Genomic DNA, 17,680 nt, shown 5'->3' with positions numbered 1-17,680 from the left:
TTTCAACAGATATCGCATATCGATACCCTGTGCCCACTGATAGGATGTGCTATATATTCAGCCGTATCGGCAACATGCTTTTTAAATAACACAATCGGATAACAAATTCTGATGGACGAATGCGAAAAAATAGCGACGAGCCGATTACTGCACCGGGACTTATACGATTGGGAAAAATCCCTCGTTGAGTATTACCAACGCTTCGGCGTGCCGGCTGAGTTGATCCTCGACGAAGCTCTGCGATTGTCCTACCGGGTAACGGTGGACTGGGTGGATTCCATGCTCAACGGCAAGACGCTCACTATCGAAGAAAAAACCATCATCAAAAGCCTGCTCAACCTAGGCAAAACCCCCCGCGAAATCGCCACACACATCCTCGCCTGTCGTCGCGATATTGAACCGAATCAGTATTGATTAAACGATACTTGCCTGCTTAGAACATTCTCCTGGTCGCTTCAAAAATTACTCAGCAATTCCGCTTTTAGTTTTTCTGTCGTTCATCAATGGATGGTCTTTTTGCATGCCCGAAAAACCAAAAAGGCCCGATCCGCTTTTTACAGTGAGGAACGCGGGGAGCGATTACTATGTAGTTGATTTCAATAGATTTTAATCGACGAACGCTCCCCCAAGCCTTTTAAAGGCCGTTTTACATACTATAAAAGGCTTTACCACTATACGCTTTGGGCGTACACTTCGTCCATGTACACCATTATCGAAACCCCCACCTTTCAGAAGTATGCCGCCGATATTTGGCAAGACGAGGAACGGGAAGAATTCGTTGCATGGATAGCGGAAAACCCGCTGGCAGGTGATGTAATTCCCGGTGCAAGCGGCTTGCGTAAGGTGCGCAGGTCACGGTCTGGAATGGGTAGGCGTGGAGGGGCAAGAGTTATCTATTACAACATGCTTGATGACGGACAAATATGGCTGCTGATTGCCTACACCAAAGCTAAATATGACAACTTGCCCGCTGTATTTTTAAATCAACTTAGAGAGGCCATTCACCATGGATAAAGAGCTTGAAAAATTCCAGGCGGATTTGCTGCAGTCAGTAAAAGAAATGAAGGCCGGTAAAGCTGCTCGCGTTCATCAGGTAGAAGTATCCACCGCCGTAGAAGCTCGCAACAAAGTAGGCTTATCGCAATCTGCGTTTGCTGAGCTTTTGGGGGTGAGTAAACGTACTTTGCAAGAATGGGAGCAAGGCCGGAAGCAGCCGTCTGGTGCAGCCAAAACGCTATTGCAAATTGCATTGCGCCACCCGGAAACGTTGCGTGAGTTGCGTCCTGCGTAACTACGGGCGCTAATCTCTTGCCGCTAATACTCCAGCAACAAATCCAGTTGCTTGACCGAGCTGCTTTGTCACTGAGTCGCGAGAGGCGTTAAAACGAGCCGCAATTTGCTGCATGCTGTAATCACACACAAACCGCAAGAAAATAATTTCTTTCAATTGTTGATCGGCCTTACCCAATGCCGCTACTGCACGATCAATCCTTAAAGCATCATCATCAGTAATTGAGGGATAAATAGATCGGCTAGGCTTAACCAATTGCATCATTTCCAACATGGAGCTCCGCGCTTTTAAATCTGCGCCACGGCTGCCACGCACCCAAAGCCCCCATTGCTCAATCATAAGTAAGTATTTTTTCATTCAGGTGTGCCCATCACTGCAAAGACGCCGTCCATGCCCTCAAATCGAACCTTATCGGTAGTATCGGTATCTGTAAATGCCATTGCGTCTACCTCATACGCCGTTTGGGGCACATGGTAGTTGCGTATCTGATGTACACCGAAATGTACCCCAAAAAATCGTCGGATTCGTATGGATTGGATAGGGCAGTAATGGATGGAGCATAAACAAAAAAAGCCCGCAATTACGCGGGCTTTTAGACGATATCGGACTGTATCGATTTTCTGTATGGTGCCAGAGGCATCTTGATAAGATTTATTGAAAGCCTTTGTTTCCGGTGCTGTTGGCAATTTGGTTTTTTGAGGTACCCCAAAATGTACCCCAATAAAATTAACTTACCCTCCATTTTTGGCTTTTGGTGTGCCAGGTCTACCACCACAACCCCCTTAGCCAACGTGTAATTGGCGAGAATTTGCGGGCTTCGTCTCCGTAAGGATTTTTTCCCAAGGAAGAACCTAACGGGCGGGGGGTACCCCCCTCCAGAATTTCCCGCTTTTGCAAATGGCGTGCAGGGAGCGGCTGTTGTAGTGGATATTTGCCTTGCACTTTCAATACCCCCCACCGTAATTGAACTCACCATAAAAATGGTGAATCTCTTTTCAATTCGCACCGTGTAAAAATTGCATTAGGGGTGCGGTGTCCGGTAGAAATACCCCAAGGTTTGAACCCACCCCTCCATCACCAAAACTGGCCACCGGGCAGCAGGTGTCAGCACCAACAAAAAAAGCTAATCACCATACATCTGAATGCGATCCTTCGCGCTTGCCAAGCCGTGGAACATTGCGCGCTAAGCCCGCCAATTTAAGGGGGCGGGGGACAGGTTATTTTGTTCAGGATAACGGTTAGGTGGTTTTTTATAGTGGGGAACGCGGGGAAAGTGGGGAACGATTTTTATGTAATTGATTTTATTAATATTTAATTGCTAAAAATTCCCCAAACACCGTGCCCCACTGGTATGCAGGAATGGGGACTACAGTCTAATTAAGACCGTGGGGAAGCCATTATTTTGGCGATACCATTAACATGCACACTCACCCCCAAGCGGCACCAAACTTTTTAGATGCCGTGGAACATATTATAAAAGCTTTACCGCTATACGCTTTGGGCGTATACTTCGCCCATGTATACCATTATCGAAACCCCCACCTTTCAGAAGCATGCTGCCGATATTTGGCAAGACGACGAACTGGAAGCATTCATTGCATGGATAGCGGAAAACCCGCTGGCAGGTGATGTAATTCCCGGCACAAGTGGTTTGCGCAAAGTACGCTGGTCACGATCTGGAATGGGTAAGCGTGGAGGGGCAAGAGTTGTCTATTACAACATGCTTGATGACGGACAAATATGGCTGCTTATTGCCTACACCAAAGCCAAGTATGACAACTTGCCCGCTGTATTTTTAAATCAACTTAAAGAGGCCATTCACCATGGATAAAGAGCTTGAAAAATTCCAGGCCGATTTGCTGCAGTCAGTAAAAGAAATGAAGGCCGGTAAAGCTGCTCGCATTCACCAGGTAGAAGTATCCACCGCCGTAGAAGCTCGCAACAAAGTAGGCTTATCGCAATCTGCATTTGCTGAGCTTTTGGGGGTGAGCAAACGTACGTTGCAAGAATGGGAGCAAGGCCGGAAGCAGCCATCTGGTGCAGCCAAAACGCTGCTACAAATTGCATTGCGCCACCCAGAAACATTACGCGAGCTGCGCCCAGCGTAACTACGTGTGCTAATCTCTTGCTGCCAATACTCCAGCAACAAATCCAGTTGCTTGGCCGAGCTGCTTTGTCACAGAATCGCGAGAGGCGTTAAAACGAGCCGCAATTTGCTGCATGCTGTAATCACACACAAACCGCAAGAAAATAATTTCTTCCAATTGTTGATCGGCTTTACCCAGTGCCGCTATTGCACGATCAACCCTTAAAGCATCGTCATCAGTAATTGAAGGATAAATAGATCGGCTAGGTTTAACCAATTGCATCACTTCCAACATGGAGCTGCGCGCTTTTAGATCTACGCTACGGCTGCAACGCACCCAAAGCCCCCACTGCTCAATCATGAGTAAGTATTTTTTCATTCAGGCGTGGCCATCACTGCAAAAACCCCGTCCATGCCCTCAAATCGAACCTTACCGGTATCGGTAAAAGCCTTGGTTATGGCTTGCAAGGTTCCTATTTGCGCACTCTCTAAAACTTGATCAGATGCCTCTATCCGCTTAATGGTGGTAATGCTCACCATGGATATGTCGGCAAGCTCTTTGACACTCCAGCCAAGTGCGGCCCGCGCCATTCTGGATTGAACACCAGATATCGTCATTGTCACCTCGTGAGCCAAAAAAGCACATTAAAAGATTAAAATAGCTTGTATTATTCTGTGGATGAGCCATAATAGCTTATGTGGAAGCCATAAAAAAGCCCGAGAGTGCGGCAACACCGTCGGGCTTCACCATTAACCGATTAAATGGGAATCAGCTAATGACCGAACTCACTTTATCACATACAACCGCCCGGCGTGTCATGCTGGACGCATGGCGCATATGTCGCAAAGCCTCCAAGCGTTACGGCCACCCTGCAAAGGATTTTATTGCCCATGCGCTTAAACAAGCGTGGGCACGATTTAGAGCGCTCCAGGTGTGCCGCCAATGCCCACAAACCAACGAGCCAATACAAGCCGTTTATACCGTTTGTGTTGATGAAAAACTTACCCCCTCCACCAAGCTGCGCGATCAACTTGCGGTAGAAATTTATTTCAGTGATTTAAGCGCGGCACTTACCGCAAAAACGGTGTTGGCAAGAGCATTTATCAAGCCATTTATCAAAACTGCAAAGCCTTGCTTTGCCTGATACAGGGAGAAGAATATGAACGCTGTTAAACATATTAGTGAATGTCTTCCTTATGTGAAAGTGGTGCTGCTATCACCTCGCCAGAAGCAGCAAGCGAACAGGCCAGACTCTATCTAAATTTAATGCTTGCTCAAAAAGAACAGGAAGTCTTCGTTGTGATGTTCCTTGATAGCCAGAATTGCCTTATTGATGTGGCAGAGCTGTTTCGTGGAACTATTGATGGCGCGTCTGTGTATCCGCGAGAGGTGGTGAAAGCAGCGCTCGCTGCTAATGCGGCGGCGGTCATAGTTGCCCACAATCATCCCTCTGGCAGTCCTAAGCCAAGTAGCGCCGATAAGCTGATAACACAAAGGTTGCAAGAATCATTAAGGCTGGTTGATGTTCGAGTGCTGGACCATATCGTGGTCGGAAAAGAATTAACGTTCAGTTTTGCCAGTGCTGGACTTATTGGTTGAATTTAGATTCATGATTAACTATCCATATTATTCACCGAGGACAAATGCTATGAGCCGATTAACACAAAATGACACCTCCGCTATTTCCTTCGCACCAGTCTTTACGCAAGCGCAATTTGCCGAGTTTGAACAAAACTATAATGCGAACTGGGGAACAAAAAGGAGATTATTAATGCTGACGCTATCACGCTCATCGGATGAGCTTTTAACGGCATTTGATGAAGATGGGGGTATTAAGGGGATGGCTGCACTTATGGAACAAATCAAGGATTATGAAGAACATCTAAAGGCCGGGCTTGAACTTGTGGAGTCAGCTACTGCACGGTTGTTTGCAATATCAGACCATTTGGGAATGCTGGACGCCCAGAGCGGGGATAGCGAATTCAACTAATCTATAAAAATAAGGAAAGCCGGCTCTAAAAGATACCGGCTTTTTATTGCTGAGAGCCACTAAAAACCCGCCGCCTCCTGTAATTCGTCTCCACCATCTTCGTTACTATCCGCAAAGAGCGCCGAGAGAATTACCTTGTAACACCAAACCCGCTTATTTCCCATTTTTGGTAGTTTCTCTTTCCTGTCCATACGTTCCTTGCCTTCTTTGTCAACGGTGGGCTGTAGGGCATTCAGGGTGCGCAGCATCTTTGCTATGCGGTTGTGATCAAAGCCTTTGCAGATATCGTTTTTAAAGGATTCTTTGAACACATAAAAAACCACGTCGGAAGAGTCGCCTTCCAGATAATCCTTTGTGCGCAATTCGCGCCGAAAGCCCCAGCATTCCGCCGTAATGGGCACGTGGGAATCTATTACGGCGTGTTTACTTTCTTCCGGCTCATCCCATCGCTTAAAGCGTGATTCACTGTATTTAGTGAACTGCTGGCGCACATGCTCCAGCATTTGCCGTTCCTCAAAGTTACCATCACCCCCACGCGAACGAAGCCAGGTATTAAAACAGGCCGCCGCCGCGTGCATGGCTGCGCCTTGTGGCCAGCCGGTAATTCCCCAGTGGGTAGCTTGCTCACCTGCCCACCCCACTAATGCGAACTTTACAGCAGCTCGATGCACCTGCCCGCTGGCATTGTCGGTGAGGTATCGGCCTCTGAATTTATCCAAACGTGACAGCATTACCGAGATAAATTTATCGCGTTTATCGCCCTCCAGCTCGCGCACCAGCGCATTTAAAAAGGCGGGAAATGCGGTGCCGTGATATTGCGCCATATTGCCTTTAAGCAGCTCTGAGAGCGCCGCTCCGCCCATGAGGCCATGAGGGTTATTAAACACCCCCATTCGCTTAATATCGGCTTCTGAATCATGCAAAGTTGCGCGTATCTCCAGAAAGCGCATTTCCATGCCTGCCGTTTGGGTTTTACCTGCCTCGCCCATGTATTGCTCTAATGTTTTTTCACCGTTCGACAGAAAGGTGAAGCGCCAGCGGTGCATATCATCACGAGCGCCCCCACGATCATTAGCGCGGGTTTTACCACTGCCATTACCCAGCATATAAACTGCATCGCCCAGTTTGCGCGGATCGAATTGGTTAATCTCATCCAGTGCCAGCAACATTTCAGAATGGGAGGCGGCGAGGCTTTCCATTCCGTTATCGGTAGATCGCCAGGCTTTTTTGTATTCATCTGGCTTACCAAACACCGAGCATGCAATATTTAGCAGGGTGGACTTACCCCAAGAGCTATCACCGTAAAAATGGAAGCCCATGGTTTCAACGCCCAGCAGATCAACAAGGGGCGCGGAAAAGGCAGCACTTACAGCAAACAACGCCAGAGGGTTATCAATGCAATAGCGGCTTACATTTTCTTGCCAATCGGCCAGTGTGCCGCGTTCAGATAATTTGCATAGCGTTGCACCTTCTGTGTAAAACAGAAGCTGTTCATCGGTCGTTCCGATAATGCGATCTGGCAACACAAACGCGCTTTTATGCCAGCCGGTTTTGTGTACCAAACCGATACGCTCTTGGGTTTTATGGCCTTGCAGATACTCCAGCACTTTGCGTTTTGATTCGCGGTGCGCGTCATACTCCAGCCCGGTTTTCAGCAGGCGTTTTGTGACTTCTGTGCCGCCATCGGTACCGAATAATTCCAACGGAAAATTGAGGTGCTTTTCTTTTCCATCGCGATTTTTAAACCGCACCAATATTCCCCAGTTATCACCAATGTCGTCTGCATCGCGGCAATAGGCCAGCACGTCAAGACGCGAACATATTCGGCGGTGCTTTTCCGCTTTGGCGTCATAGGCCCAAACCCCGGAATCATCCACTTTAAAACCGTAAGGTACTGCGCTTGATTTATCGCTGGTGGCCGTTTCAGCATTGGGGGTGATGTTGGGCATAGGTGCCGGTGCTTCGCCTTCCAAGGGCTGCAAAAGCGCCCGTTGTGTTTCCAGGGCGGTAAGGTGCTGCACATTCCAACCCAGTGCGACCGCATCGAAGGCGTCGGCTTTTTCCGGCCATGCTGTGGCGGATTCAATCAACTGGCCAGACTCGCCAGGTGCAAAGCGGGAGAACACCCCCAAATCAAATACCCGGAAAGACTTAACGCCTATTGCATTCAGCACAGGGCGCAGCGCATCAACGGTTTTATCACCGGCCAAATCATTATCCGGCCACAACCACACCTCGCGGCCAGCCAAGGGCGCAAAGTCGGTTTTTCCAATCGCTTTACTGCCACCACTCCAGGTTATGCAGGGGTAACCATTGAACAGTCCGCGCGCCGCATCACAAGCCTTTTCCCCCTCAACCAATACCACAGGGGCAGATACTGGCGCAGCGGCCAGATAATCCAGCCCATAGAGTGGACGATTGCCCGGTAATTGCCGCCAATGCCAGCCGGTACGCTCTTTGCCTTTGCTGATGCCCGTACCGTACACCACAGGCCGATATTCTTTTGCACGTTCGCCTGCACTGGTCGTGCGATCAAAGCGACACACGCGCATCAGCAAATCACCGGAGGCGCTTTTGTAATCCCAGTAGCGTGATGCCTTGCCGAATTGCGGGAAATTGAAGGGGCAGCTTTTGGCAGCCTCGGGTGGAGGTGGAAATATCGGCTTAAAGGTGGGTTCTTTGGGAGCCTTTGGGGGTGTCGGAGTGGTGGTATTCACATGCTCAAATTCCCCCAAGGTTTCATTGCTCACCCCCAGATAGTACGCCAAGGTTTTGCAAGCATCCCCTTGGCTTAAGCGCAAGACATAAGCCACATAACTCACCAGGTCGCCGCCTTTGTCGTCAGTGGCAAAATCACACCAAACGCCGGTATCTACATTGATGGAGAAGGAGCCGGTGTTGCTGTCGTTCCTGTTGGGGTTACGGGCCACCCATTCACGCCCGTTTAGTTTCCCGTCCGGTGCGTAGTGGCTCACGATGGATTCGGCTTGCGCCAAGGCCAGTGAATTTATTCTCTTGAAATCCAGTTTTTTACCCATTCTAAAAAACTCATTAATTCAAATTAAAAAGCGTATTTCCCGCACCCGATAAGAGCGGCATTCAGCGCGCGGCCTAAGCCGGTTCCAAGCGGTATTTGTGTAACCGATCCAAATCTATTTCCGAAGGTGAGCCACCTGCATAACACATGTCGTTTTGACAAATATCGAGTATTTTTATCAGCTCAGAATTGCTTAGATCACACGGGGAAAATTCAAAAAAACTTGTTAATAAAACAAAGTGCATGCCGCTAAAACTGGCAAACGCCAGGTGTTTTTCTTGATAAAAGTCGTCTTGGATAGCTCGACGAAAAGCCAGGGCAATTGATTGTGGAAAGGCCGGGTTTTTCATCATGTGGGGCGTTACTTCATGAAAATAAAACCTTGCTTCCATTGGTGGAATAACGGTAGGCATTTGTTTACCCCTATGCGTGCAAGAGCAGATCACGGGCTGTGTCTGTCTCCAGGTGGTAAAAATGCTTTCCTTCATCGCGGCTGGCGTAATAGGCCTTTTGGTATTGTCCCGGTGCGATAGGTGTATCACGGTTAAATTCCTCATGAAGGCAGCTCCAATTCCCATCCCGCCAGGCGGCAAGAACTGTGGTAAATGGGGCGCGTGATCGCGATCTGCGGCAGGCGATCTGGCAACCAAGCTCTTGCTGTGATGTAGGAAATACTCCCTGCTGTTTAAGCAAGTGCTTCAACTCGGCCACGGTTGAACAAAAGTAGGGGGTCGCCATTTCAACCTCCAGCAATTCCAGATCAAATAACGGCATGCTGTCCACGGCATTCTCCCCCGGTATCACGATAGATAAGGCCATGGCCATTCGCTGCCCAACGGTAGGCGGCGGTGATTACCTCGGCTGTCAATTGTGAAAACTCGGACGCGCGCCGGCTTATTACAAGCACCAAAGTACCGTCAGGCCATTCCAACAAATGCGCACCAACAGTCGTACTGTGCATAAAGCCTGCAAGGTGCTTAAACATAGGATTGCGGACATTGGAACCGCGTGACAAAAGATCATCCAGCGTAATACGGGCGCAACGGTCAATGATTTGGCTGGGGGTGTAATGGGATTGGGTGCGGGAGGTCATATCAAGCTGCCTCCGGTGAATCTGGCCCACCATGTGAAGCTTCGCCGGGTGGATTCTCAATCAAGGCATGAATGTCGGCTCTATTCCAGACGGTAACGCCAGGGGAGAGCTTGCGGCCTTTGGGCGCGCGCCCATTCTGAACCCATAACCACCAGGTACTTTTGGAGATGCACAGTAATTCTGTGATTTGCTGGACGCGGTAAAAACCAATGGCTTGGTTTTGAATGTTAGAGGAATTAACCATCTATCGGCCTCCATAGGCTTTGTTTAGATGGTTATGTATTTAATAGGTTGAATTTGGAGTAGGGAACAATAATTTTTTGCAGTAACCATGCTTAGTGCAAGAAATTATGCAAGAAGCATGGTTACTGCAAAAAATTACTCACTGAATTTTAATTTAGATACTGCTGAATCACTGTAATTGCCAATGGAGTCAACAAAACCGTTATTCTCTATCCAGATTTCAGGACACTCTTCAATGCCTGTTTGAAAGCGGCACCCTGTATTTGATTTAAGATAAGCTTTTAAGTGCTTTGTTGTCGGTTTGTTACCTGATTCTTTGACTGTATGCATCAATGCCAGGTACGCAGCTTGTCGCGCTTTACCTTGCCTTTCTCTCTGCTCCGCTCCCTTTGCGCCGGCGCGATGTTTGTCAATTATAGACGTACGGCCTGTTTGAATAAGATCCTGATTATTTAAAGCCCCGACTTGAGTTCCTAGCTCAAACATCAAGAGCAAAAGTTCCTCGACAGGTTTTGATCTGTCAGTAATTTTATTTAGCCCCTCTTTGCAAAATACTATAGTGCGATTCAAGTCATCGTAAACTGCGTCGCCATCTTTTATTTGATAAGGAAAAGGAGCTTTCTTATCTGTAAATTCTCTTATTCGATCTAAAACCAATTCGACATTAAGAAAATCATATTTAACGCAATGCCTAATATGGTTTGCATTGTCGCCGCCCGTAAGGATGGCCACCATTTTTCTGAGTTCGTCCCAGTTTTCATCCCAGATAGGATCTAGCACTCCCCACAATGGGCGATAACGCTTAATTTGAATTTTCTTTTCAGTCATGCTGGTACGACCTCTACGGTGAATGCACAAACGGCCACTTAATCAATAATGATTATCATTCGTTGGGGTGCGGACCGTTGGCCCAGCTCATAAACGTTCCCCGCTTTCCCCGCTCTACGAAAAGTAAGTGGGGAACGACTATTACCCATAAAACTATCTATAACTCTTTGATTTTCTTACGTGAGAGAGTAATCGTTCCCCAGTGTCCCCACGTTCCCCACTGCAAAACCGCCGTAGCCGAAACGTTTTACCCAGCTCTACCGAAGTTCGCGGTAATGACGTTGGGGGATTGGGCTTGCAGGCGCAGGCCATCAAGGTAATCGGCCCATTTCTGCATCATTTCTTTGCGTTGGGGTAAGTGAGTAGTGCGGTTGTATGCACGGCCCAGGGCATCACGCACCGCATGCGCCAATTGGTGCTCGATCCACTCCACGCGGAAGCCCAACACTTCATCAAGTATGGTGCGGGCAGTGGAGCGGAAGCCGTGGGCGCAATGATCTTTGCTGGTGTCGTACCCCATGATTTGCAGCGCTTTATTAATGGTGCCTTCGCTGGCGTGTTTGCCTTGTCGCCGCTGGCTGGAAAACACAAAAGGGCTTTGTCCCGTTAGCGGATGCAGTTCGCGCAAGATGCCTATGGCTTGTTTGCTGAGCGGGACCGTGTGCGGCGTGCCGTCGGGGCAGGTTGTTTTCTTGATGGTCTTTGGGGGTGTGTAACGCCATTCCCCGGCCTCAAGGTCAAGATCGCTCCATTGCATGGCGATCATTTCGCCGGGGCGCTGGAATAGCAGCGGGCACAGGGCGAGAAGTGCCCGGACAATATAGCTGCCGTTGTACTGCTCGATTTTTACCAGCATACGCCCCAGCTCTGCCGGGTCGGTGATGGCCGGGCGGTGCTTTGCAAGTTTGGGAGCGAGTGCGCCTTTTAAATCTTGTACCGGATCATTGGTGGTGCGCTGGGTTACGCGCGCATAGCGGAATATTTGTGAGAGTACTTGGCGGGCATTGTGGGCGGTGTCTTTTGCTCCCCGGTTTTCGATTCGTTGCAAACCAGTCAATAAATCCCTTGAAGTAAGTTCATCAATCTGGCGGTTGCCCATCCAGGGAAATAAATCATTTTCCAGCAGAGCCAAGCGCTTTTTAGCGGTAGCGGGTGCCCAGGTTGGCAACTGTTTTTCATACCATTCCCGTGCAATTGCCGCAAAGCTGTCGATACCGTTTTGAGTGGCTTTGCTTGCACGCTTGGCTTCATTGGGGTCGATGCCTTTGGCTACTTGGGTGCGTGCTCTATCGCGTAGATCGCGGGCATCCTTGAGGGTAATTTCAGGATATACACCCAGGGCGAGCAACTTCTCTTTGCCGTCCTTCATGTATTTAAGGCGCCAGTATTTTGCGCCGTTCACTTTCACCAATACGAACAGGCCGCGCTCATCATAGAGCTTGTAATCCTTCTCGGCTGGCTTTGCGTTTTTGACTTTGGTATCGGTAAGTGCCATTGCGTCTACCTCTTACGCCGGTTGGGGTACATGGTAGTTGGGGTATCTGATGTACCCCGAAATGTACCCCAAAAAAACGCCGGATTCGTATGGATTGGATAGGACAGTAATGGACGGATTATAAACGAAAAAGCCCGCAATTACGCGGGCCTTTGGACGATATCGGACTGTATCGGTTTTCTGTATGGTGCCCAGAGGCGGAATCGAACCACCGACACGAGGATTTTCAATCCACTGCTCTACCGACTGAGCTATCTGGGCTTGGAATCTTGCTTGCGCAAGAGGCGCGTATTAAACCTGCTCGGCCAGAGCGAGTCAAGCCTGCGGCAGCAATTTTGTCCTCTTTCTCCGCGATCTTTATGCCGGTTGGTTATTTATTGCTCGGCGGCACGTAACCTTCCGCCTGATCATAGTCTTCCCCGGAGAGAAAGCGTGTCATTTGTTCCGCTAGATACGTCCGGGCGCCCATGTCCATCAGGCTGAGGCGTTTCTCGTTGATCAGCATGGTCTGGTGTGTCATCCATTCCTGCCAGGCTTTTTTGGAGATGTTGTCGTAGATGTCTTGGCCTTTGGCACCGGGGTACGGCGGTTGGTCAAGGCCTTCCAGTTCCTGCTTGTATTTGCGACAGAAAACGGTACGAGGCATGGTGAATCCTCCTGCTACATTCGGGAGCGCGCAGGATAACGGCGCAGCCCGGTGGATGCCAGCGATTGCTTTATATTATCTGCGCCATCCAATTAACGTGATGTTGTCTATTTAGCCTTTCTGGCTTTCTTCGCCATGCCGCTGGCTTTGAGTGCTGCTGCCATTGCCTTGGGTAAGGAAGATTTTGGGTCAGCTTCATTGGGTAGTACTGCATATTGCTTTTCTTGTGGTGACAGGCTTTTCACTTTTTGGGGTTCAGTCATCTTTGGACTCCTTGGTCTCAACGCCATCAATATCTATTTCCTCATCAGGCGTCAGTTCTTCAATCACCATATTTCCATCTTTGTCCGACTTGCCGGAGGCCAACTGATCCGGCTCTTTAAGATGGCGTTTCCGTCGCATTTCCTCCATGGCACGGCGCGCAGCCGCGAGGGCTTTTTCTTCATCGGATTTATTCTTTAGCTTTTCATCCTGCTTATCTTTAATGTGTTTAATATGCCCCATGTCATAATCTCCTGATGCAGCAATCCTGCCCACGTAGATAAGTAAAACCGAAGCTCACATAATAATCCCTTACGGTTGTGTTCACTGGATGCATAATTTTTAAGTGATTTGCTCCCAGAAGTACACCATAGGCGGTTAATGCCACCAGCATGGTTTCAACCAGGCGAATGTCCGTAACGGGTGCTTTTTCAATGTAATCCAGCCTCAAGCCTGTTCCTGCATAAGTGGGTCTACCAAGTGACAAACCTGCCAGCTTATTGTTTTTCCATGCAGCTGCTTCAAAACGCTTGGGAAACTTTAATTTCCATTCCTGTAGAGCACTTGGCCAGTTCCAATCTTTGATGCGATCTGGCTGTTTATCCCATTGCTTAAATGCAGCGTAGGTGCCGCTATCCACCAGCTTGAGTCGAATGTTCGGGTCATCAAGCACTTGATTGGCGCTATTTAGAGCATCAAGCCGCAACTTGTTATAGCGTTGCTCCAACTCTTCACGCATCCGTAGACGTAAACCGGTCCTCTTTATCCTCCTGTGATGAAAAGCCCTGACTGTACGGCTCACATCAAGTGATTTGTGGCTACCACTTCAAAAGATAACGAATCAAGCTTTTAAGGTGAAGCTATTCCTGCGTCACCGGCTTGGCTTTTGCCTGGTAGTAATCGCGCAGTACATAAAATGCTTTTTTCTTGATGCCTTTGTTGGACACGACACCCTTGCGATTGAAGTCGTCCTGGATGCCGTTGAGCAGGCGGCGCGGCGAGCGGAAGTCTGCCAGAATCCAGGGCGAGGTGCCGACGTAGCCGTCGATCTTATCGAGCATGGCGAGGGTTTTCAGGTAGATGCTTTCCTGGTATTCCTCGGTCCAGATGGTGTTGGCATCGCCGTGGTAACCCTGCTTGGCGCCGCCGCCGAATTCGCTGATAAACACCGGTTTGTTGTAAGGGATTTCCCAGGTGACGCGCTCTGCTTTTTCCGGCAGACCATCGTACCAGCCGATGTACTGATTAAAACTCACCAGGTCGACAAGTTCGGCGAGCGGATCTTCCACCACCGCGATGTTGGGGTTGTCGCTGCGGTAATGTTTTTCCATCGCGGCGCTGAGTAAGCGCGTGTTATCCAGTGAGCGGGCTTTTTTAGCCAGGCGCTCGAGAAAACGGTTGCGCGCAGCGGACACGGGGGTTTCATTGGCAAGGGACCAGATGATGATAGCCGCGCGATTTTTATCGCGCTCGATCATCGCGCTGAGTTGGTCTTCGGCATTTTGGTACGTGGCTTCGTTGGTCCAGTTGATGGTCCAGTACACGGGAATTTCCGACCAGACCAATAAACCCATTTCATCGGCGAGACGCACCATATCTTCGTTGTGCGGATAATGGGCGAGGCGTACAAAATTCGCGTTCAGATCTTTGGCCCAGAGGAGCAATTGTTTTGCTTCGCCTTTGTTGCGCACACGCCCGCCGTTCTCGGCTGAATATTCTTCGTGTACGGAAATGCCACGCAGGAACAATGGCTCGCCATTAAGCAGCAATTGTTTTCCTTTGGTGGTGATGGTGCGCAAGCCGATCTTGTCGGTCAGCTTGTCTGCATCTGACTGAAATTCAACGGTATAGCGTTTGGGGTTTTCCGGTGACCAGAGCTGCGCATCGGGTACCGAGAAGCGGAAACTTGCCTGCCCGCTTTTATCCGCTGTGAGTGTTTGCTTGATGTTCAATTCAGGCAGTGTCAGCTGCACAGTTTCGCCGCCTTTGGCACCGTCAAGTAATACGCGACCGGACACGGTTTTATTTTCCAATGACGTCAGTGCAATGGTGTAGTCGCGAATAAATGTTTCCGGCACAACCACCAATTGCACGGTGCGCGTAATGCCACCGTAGTTCCACCAGTCGGTGTTCAATGTGGGCACAGCATCAGCGTGACGTTTGTTGTCGACTTTAATGATCAGCGAATTGCCTTGCGCTTTTATCTTGTCGGTAACTTCATAGTGGAAGGGCGTGAATCCACCGACGTGGACGCCGAGTTTTTTTCCATTCAGATACACATCGGCCCGATAATTAACTGCACCAAAATAGACAAAGACGCGATCGGTATCTTGCATCGCCGGCGCATCAAATGTTTTGCGATACCAGACGCTGCCTTCGTAGTAATAGAGCTTTTCGTTTTGCGTATTCCAGTCGCCGGGGACTTGCAGCGTGGGGGCCTTATCAAAATCGTATTCCACCAGGTCGGTGGACTTTTGCATCTTCGAGTCGGTGAAGAAGGCGTTAACGGAGGGGTTTTCCTGTTGATCAAAAGGCTCATAACGGTAGTTATAAAAACCGTTCTCGTAAGGATCGACAATGATGCGCCACTCGCCATTGAGTGAGTGGGTGTCGCGTGTATAAACCTGTAGCGCGGTGTCTGCAGCGCTCGCGATGCCACTGAACAACACGGCAAGCCACCCCAGGCTATGAATGATTTTTTTCACAGTGAGTCTCCCATTATTATCGGGTTATTGTGCGGATGTTCTCGCCCCTCTGCTGGGGGCTTGTGCAGGTATCAATTTAGGCAGAGATCAATAGGCCACAAAGCCTAACAGCTCAGGCATTGTGGCGGGAAATTTTTTTACCAAACTTATTTTTATCAACGTAATGAGGGCCCCTATCGGCTTAAGGGTGCATCGCTGCAACGCAAGTACACCAGTGTGTAATATCCCTGCCTATATGGCCGGCGCATCCAACTGGAATTGCAAGCGCGCCAGTTGTCGGTAGAGGGGATTTTCTGCCAGTAACCTATTGTGCGTGCCGCTGGCCACAATCCGCCCGGATTGCAGCACCAGGATGCGATCCGCATTCACCACCGTGGAGAGACGGTGCGCGATCATCAGCGTCGTGCGGTTTTTCATTAAATGTTCCAGCGCTTGTTGCACGACGAGTTCGCTGTTGGAGTCCAGTGCGCTGGTGGCTTCGTCGAGCAACAGGATCGGACGATCTGCCAGGATAGCGCGGGCGATGGCGAGGCGTTGTTTTTGTCCGCCCGACAACCGAATACCGCGCTCGCCGAGAAACGTATCCAGGCCTTCCGGCAGCGCCTGGATAAATTCCATCGCGTAAGCCGCCTCGCATGCAGCGATGACGTCATCGTCATTGGCATCCGGCCGCGCGTAGCGCACGTTATCGCGCACGCTGGTGCCGAAGATCACCGGGTCTTGCGGCACCAGGGCAATATGCCGGCGCACGTCATTGAGGTCAGCTGTTGTTAAGTCGATGCCATCGATACAAACCCTGCCGACCAAGGGATCGTAAAAGCGTTGCAGAAGCTGAAACACCGTGGTTTTCCCGGCGCCCGAGGGGCCGACCAATGCCACCTTTTCACCGGCAGCTATCTCCAGGGTAAAGTCGTCGAATACCGGTGTGTCCGGGCGGGTGGGATAGGCAAAACGCACCTGGTGCATGCTCACGGCGCCACGCGCGGGCTGGGGTAAAGGCGTGGGCTGTGGTGCAATGATAATGGTGGATGGTGTAGTCAGCAGTTCAACCAAGCGTTCAGTCGCGCCCGCAGCGCGTTGCAAATCGCCAATCACCTCGGAGATAGTACCCATCGCGCCGGCAACCACCACAGCATAGAAAATAAAGGCGGATAATTCACCGCCGCTAATGCGCCCGGCCAATACGTCGTGGCCGCCGACCCATAAAATTAATGCAATCGCACTGAAGACCAGTGTAATCACCGCGGCAACCAACAGGGCGCGCTGGCGAATGCGAGCTACGGCGGTGCTAAAGGTATCTTCCACGCGTGCGTTGAATTCTGCTGTGGATGCGCTTTCATGACCGTAGGCTTGCACGGTGCGAATTTCGTGGATGACTTCATCGGTGTAGGCACCGACATCCGCGACGCGATCCTGGCTGGCCCGCGCCAACTTACGCAATCGACGCCCGAAGGTAATGATGGGCACCAAGACAAACGGGATAGCCAATAACACCAGCGCGGTTAATTTAAGGCTGGTGATCGCCAGCATGATCAAGCCGCCGATCAACAACAGAACGTTGCGCAACGCCATGGAAACGCTGGAGCCGATCACTGTTTCCAATTGCGTTGTATCGTTAGTTAAGCGCGACAGCACATCACCGGTGCGGTTTTGTTCGAAGAAGGCCGGGGGCAGGGTTAACAGGTGGGCAAACACGCGGCGACGTAAATCGGCGGTGATGCGTTCACCTAGCCAGGACACGAGATAAAAACGACTGAAGGTCGCGAGAGATAACACCACTATCACACCCAGCAACCCGAGCAGGGCGTAATCCAATAACGCTTCACTGCCGGCAATAAAGCCGTGGTCGATAACTTGCTTCAAGCCTTGGCCGATAAACAGGATGCAACTCGCCGCGACGACCAGTGCAATCAACGCAAGCGCGATGCGCCCTCGATAGGGGCGCAGCAGGTCCAGCAAAATCTGTCGGCGGGAGAGCGGCGCCGGTAGGGTTGAGTCCATAAA

The 17,680-nt window shown here is 50.1% G+C and carries 24 protein-coding genes and 1 tRNA gene; 8 read left to right on the top strand and 17 right to left on the bottom strand.

The genetic code is table 11. From position 1 onward, the window contains the following. Window positions 1–111: 111 nt before the first annotated feature. The 3 genes from ACSV5M_RS06280 to ACSV5M_RS06270 all read left to right on the top strand — a co-directional run bounded on the left by ACSV5M_RS06280 (window position 112) and on the right by ACSV5M_RS06270 (window position 1,291). The gene (locus ACSV5M_RS06280) at window positions 112–414 is read left to right on the top strand and encodes a hypothetical protein (RefSeq protein WP_439174771.1); all 303 of its coding nucleotides are present in this window, start codon (window positions 112–114) and stop codon (window positions 412–414) included. Window positions 415–699: 285 nt separating this feature from the next. Further along, window positions 700–1,014 (top strand): hypothetical protein, encoded by a 315-nt coding sequence (locus ACSV5M_RS06275; protein WP_439174769.1) that lies wholly within the window; start codon window positions 700–702, stop codon window positions 1,012–1,014. Beyond that, entirely contained in the window at window positions 1,007–1,291 is a 285-nt protein-coding gene (locus tag ACSV5M_RS06270) for a helix-turn-helix domain-containing protein (protein WP_439174768.1), read from the top strand. The genes ACSV5M_RS06275 and ACSV5M_RS06270 overlap by 8 nt, the downstream gene beginning before the upstream one ends. Before the next feature lie 9 nt (window positions 1,292–1,300). Here the strand turns inward: ACSV5M_RS06270 and ACSV5M_RS06265 are convergent, their stop codons facing one another. Further along, entirely contained in the window at window positions 1,301–1,648 is a 348-nt protein-coding gene (locus ACSV5M_RS06265) for an antiterminator Q family protein (protein ID WP_439174767.1), read from the bottom strand. Between the two features lie 1,159 nt (window positions 1,649–2,807). Between ACSV5M_RS06265 and ACSV5M_RS06260 the strand changes: the two genes are divergently transcribed. Continuing rightward, window positions 2,808–3,122 carry a hypothetical protein gene (locus tag ACSV5M_RS06260; protein ID WP_439174766.1) on the top strand — a complete coding sequence of 105 codons (315 nt, stop codon included), beginning with the start codon at window positions 2,808–2,810 and terminating at the stop codon, window positions 3,120–3,122. Further along, window positions 3,115–3,399: a helix-turn-helix domain-containing protein gene (locus tag ACSV5M_RS06255; RefSeq protein ID WP_439174764.1), complete on the top strand. Its 285-nt coding sequence runs from the start codon at window positions 3,115–3,117 to the stop codon at window positions 3,397–3,399. The genes ACSV5M_RS06260 and ACSV5M_RS06255 overlap by 8 nt, the downstream gene beginning before the upstream one ends. Window positions 3,400–3,408: 9 nt before the next feature. Here the strand turns inward: ACSV5M_RS06255 and ACSV5M_RS06250 are convergent, their stop codons facing one another. Together ACSV5M_RS06250 and ACSV5M_RS06245 are read right to left on the bottom strand one after the other, a co-directional pair. Continuing rightward, complete coding sequence (locus ACSV5M_RS06250) at window positions 3,409–3,756, bottom strand: antiterminator Q family protein (RefSeq protein WP_439174763.1); 348 nt, start codon at window positions 3,754–3,756, stop codon at window positions 3,409–3,411. Next, window positions 3,753–3,995, bottom strand: coding sequence for a helix-turn-helix domain-containing protein (locus ACSV5M_RS06245; RefSeq protein ID WP_439174762.1), 243 nt, complete (start codon window positions 3,993–3,995; stop codon window positions 3,753–3,755). Before ACSV5M_RS06245 ends, ACSV5M_RS06250 begins: the two co-directional genes overlap by 4 nt. A gap of 158 nt (window positions 3,996–4,153) precedes the next feature. On the opposite strand from ACSV5M_RS06245, the gene ACSV5M_RS06240 reads away from it, so the two are divergent. Genes ACSV5M_RS06240 through ACSV5M_RS06230 form a run of 3 tightly spaced genes read left to right on the top strand, consistent with a single transcriptional unit; the run spans window position 4,154 to window position 5,368 of the window. Next, a complete protein-coding gene (locus ACSV5M_RS06240) occupies window positions 4,154–4,522 on the top strand; it encodes a hypothetical protein (protein ID WP_439174761.1) in 369 nt (122 codons plus the stop codon). 41 nt (window positions 4,523–4,563) lie between these two features. Then, window positions 4,564–4,977 (top strand): RadC family protein, encoded by a 414-nt coding sequence (gene radC, locus ACSV5M_RS06235; RefSeq protein WP_439174760.1) that lies wholly within the window; start codon window positions 4,564–4,566, stop codon window positions 4,975–4,977. Window positions 4,978–5,026: 49 nt separating this feature from the next. Further along, the gene (locus ACSV5M_RS06230) at window positions 5,027–5,368 is read left to right on the top strand and encodes a hypothetical protein (protein WP_439174758.1); all 342 of its coding nucleotides are present in this window, start codon (window positions 5,027–5,029) and stop codon (window positions 5,366–5,368) included. A 59-nt stretch (window positions 5,369–5,427) separates the two neighbouring features. Here ACSV5M_RS06230 and ACSV5M_RS06225 read toward each other — a convergent pair whose 3' ends face one another. From ACSV5M_RS06225 to ACSV5M_RS06160, 14 genes are all read right to left on the bottom strand, one after another. Continuing rightward, window positions 5,428–8,406: a DUF927 domain-containing protein gene (locus tag ACSV5M_RS06225; RefSeq protein WP_439174757.1), complete on the bottom strand. Its 2,979-nt coding sequence runs from the start codon at window positions 8,404–8,406 to the stop codon at window positions 5,428–5,430. A gap of 73 nt (window positions 8,407–8,479) precedes the next feature. Next, the gene (locus tag ACSV5M_RS06220; protein ID WP_439174756.1) at window positions 8,480–8,818 is read right to left on the bottom strand and encodes a hypothetical protein; all 339 of its coding nucleotides are present in this window, start codon (window positions 8,816–8,818) and stop codon (window positions 8,480–8,482) included. A 10-nt stretch (window positions 8,819–8,828) separates the two neighbouring features. Further along, entirely contained in the window at window positions 8,829–9,188 is a 360-nt protein-coding gene (locus ACSV5M_RS06215) for a hypothetical protein (RefSeq protein WP_439174755.1), read from the bottom strand. Then, window positions 9,166–9,498, bottom strand: a complete 333-nt coding sequence (locus tag ACSV5M_RS06210) for a hypothetical protein (RefSeq protein ID WP_439174754.1) — start codon at window positions 9,496–9,498, stop codon at window positions 9,166–9,168. The genes ACSV5M_RS06215 and ACSV5M_RS06210 overlap by 23 nt, the downstream gene beginning before the upstream one ends. Window position 9,499: 1 nt before the next feature. Beyond that, a complete protein-coding gene (locus tag ACSV5M_RS06205; protein ID WP_439174753.1) occupies window positions 9,500–9,742 on the bottom strand; it encodes a helix-turn-helix transcriptional regulator in 243 nt (80 codons plus the stop codon). Window positions 9,743–9,876: 134 nt separating this feature from the next. Beyond that, on the bottom strand, window positions 9,877–10,569 hold the full coding sequence (locus ACSV5M_RS06200) for a hypothetical protein (RefSeq protein ID WP_439174751.1): 693 nt from the start codon (window positions 10,567–10,569) through the stop codon (window positions 9,877–9,879). 247 nt (window positions 10,570–10,816) lie between these two features. Next, window positions 10,817–12,064, bottom strand: a complete 1,248-nt coding sequence (locus tag ACSV5M_RS06195; RefSeq protein WP_439174750.1) for a tyrosine-type recombinase/integrase — start codon at window positions 12,062–12,064, stop codon at window positions 10,817–10,819. A gap of 185 nt (window positions 12,065–12,249) precedes the next feature. Further along, window positions 12,250–12,325 (bottom strand) — tRNA-Phe (locus tag ACSV5M_RS06190). A 109-nt stretch (window positions 12,326–12,434) separates the two neighbouring features. Continuing rightward, window positions 12,435–12,710, bottom strand: coding sequence for an oxidative damage protection protein (locus tag ACSV5M_RS06185; RefSeq protein WP_439174749.1), 276 nt, complete (start codon window positions 12,708–12,710; stop codon window positions 12,435–12,437). A gap of 107 nt (window positions 12,711–12,817) precedes the next feature. After that, window positions 12,818–12,973 (bottom strand): hypothetical protein, encoded by a 156-nt coding sequence (locus ACSV5M_RS06180; RefSeq protein WP_439174747.1) that lies wholly within the window; start codon window positions 12,971–12,973, stop codon window positions 12,818–12,820. Next, window positions 12,966–13,214 (bottom strand): hypothetical protein, encoded by a 249-nt coding sequence (locus ACSV5M_RS06175; protein ID WP_439174746.1) that lies wholly within the window; start codon window positions 13,212–13,214, stop codon window positions 12,966–12,968. The genes ACSV5M_RS06180 and ACSV5M_RS06175 overlap by 8 nt, the downstream gene beginning before the upstream one ends. A 1-nt stretch (window position 13,215) precedes the next feature. Then, complete coding sequence (locus tag ACSV5M_RS06170) at window positions 13,216–13,710, bottom strand: hypothetical protein (protein ID WP_439174745.1); 495 nt, start codon at window positions 13,708–13,710, stop codon at window positions 13,216–13,218. Between the two features lie 121 nt (window positions 13,711–13,831). After that, window positions 13,832–15,676 carry a glycoside hydrolase family 2 protein gene (locus ACSV5M_RS06165; RefSeq protein WP_439174744.1) on the bottom strand — a complete coding sequence of 615 codons (1,845 nt, stop codon included), beginning with the start codon at window positions 15,674–15,676 and terminating at the stop codon, window positions 13,832–13,834. Between the two features lie 231 nt (window positions 15,677–15,907). Further along, the gene (locus ACSV5M_RS06160) at window positions 15,908–17,677 is read right to left on the bottom strand and encodes an ABC transporter transmembrane domain-containing protein (RefSeq protein WP_439174743.1); all 1,770 of its coding nucleotides are present in this window, start codon (window positions 17,675–17,677) and stop codon (window positions 15,908–15,910) included. Window positions 17,678–17,680 lie beyond the last annotated feature (3 nt).

Source organism: Cellvibrio sp. ARAG 10.3, from assembly GCF_051846955.1.
Lineage (GTDB): Bacteria > Pseudomonadota > Gammaproteobacteria > Pseudomonadales > Cellvibrionaceae > Cellvibrio.
Note: the sequence above shows the minus strand (reverse complement) of the source record. Positions and strands in the feature narration are given on the sequence as shown.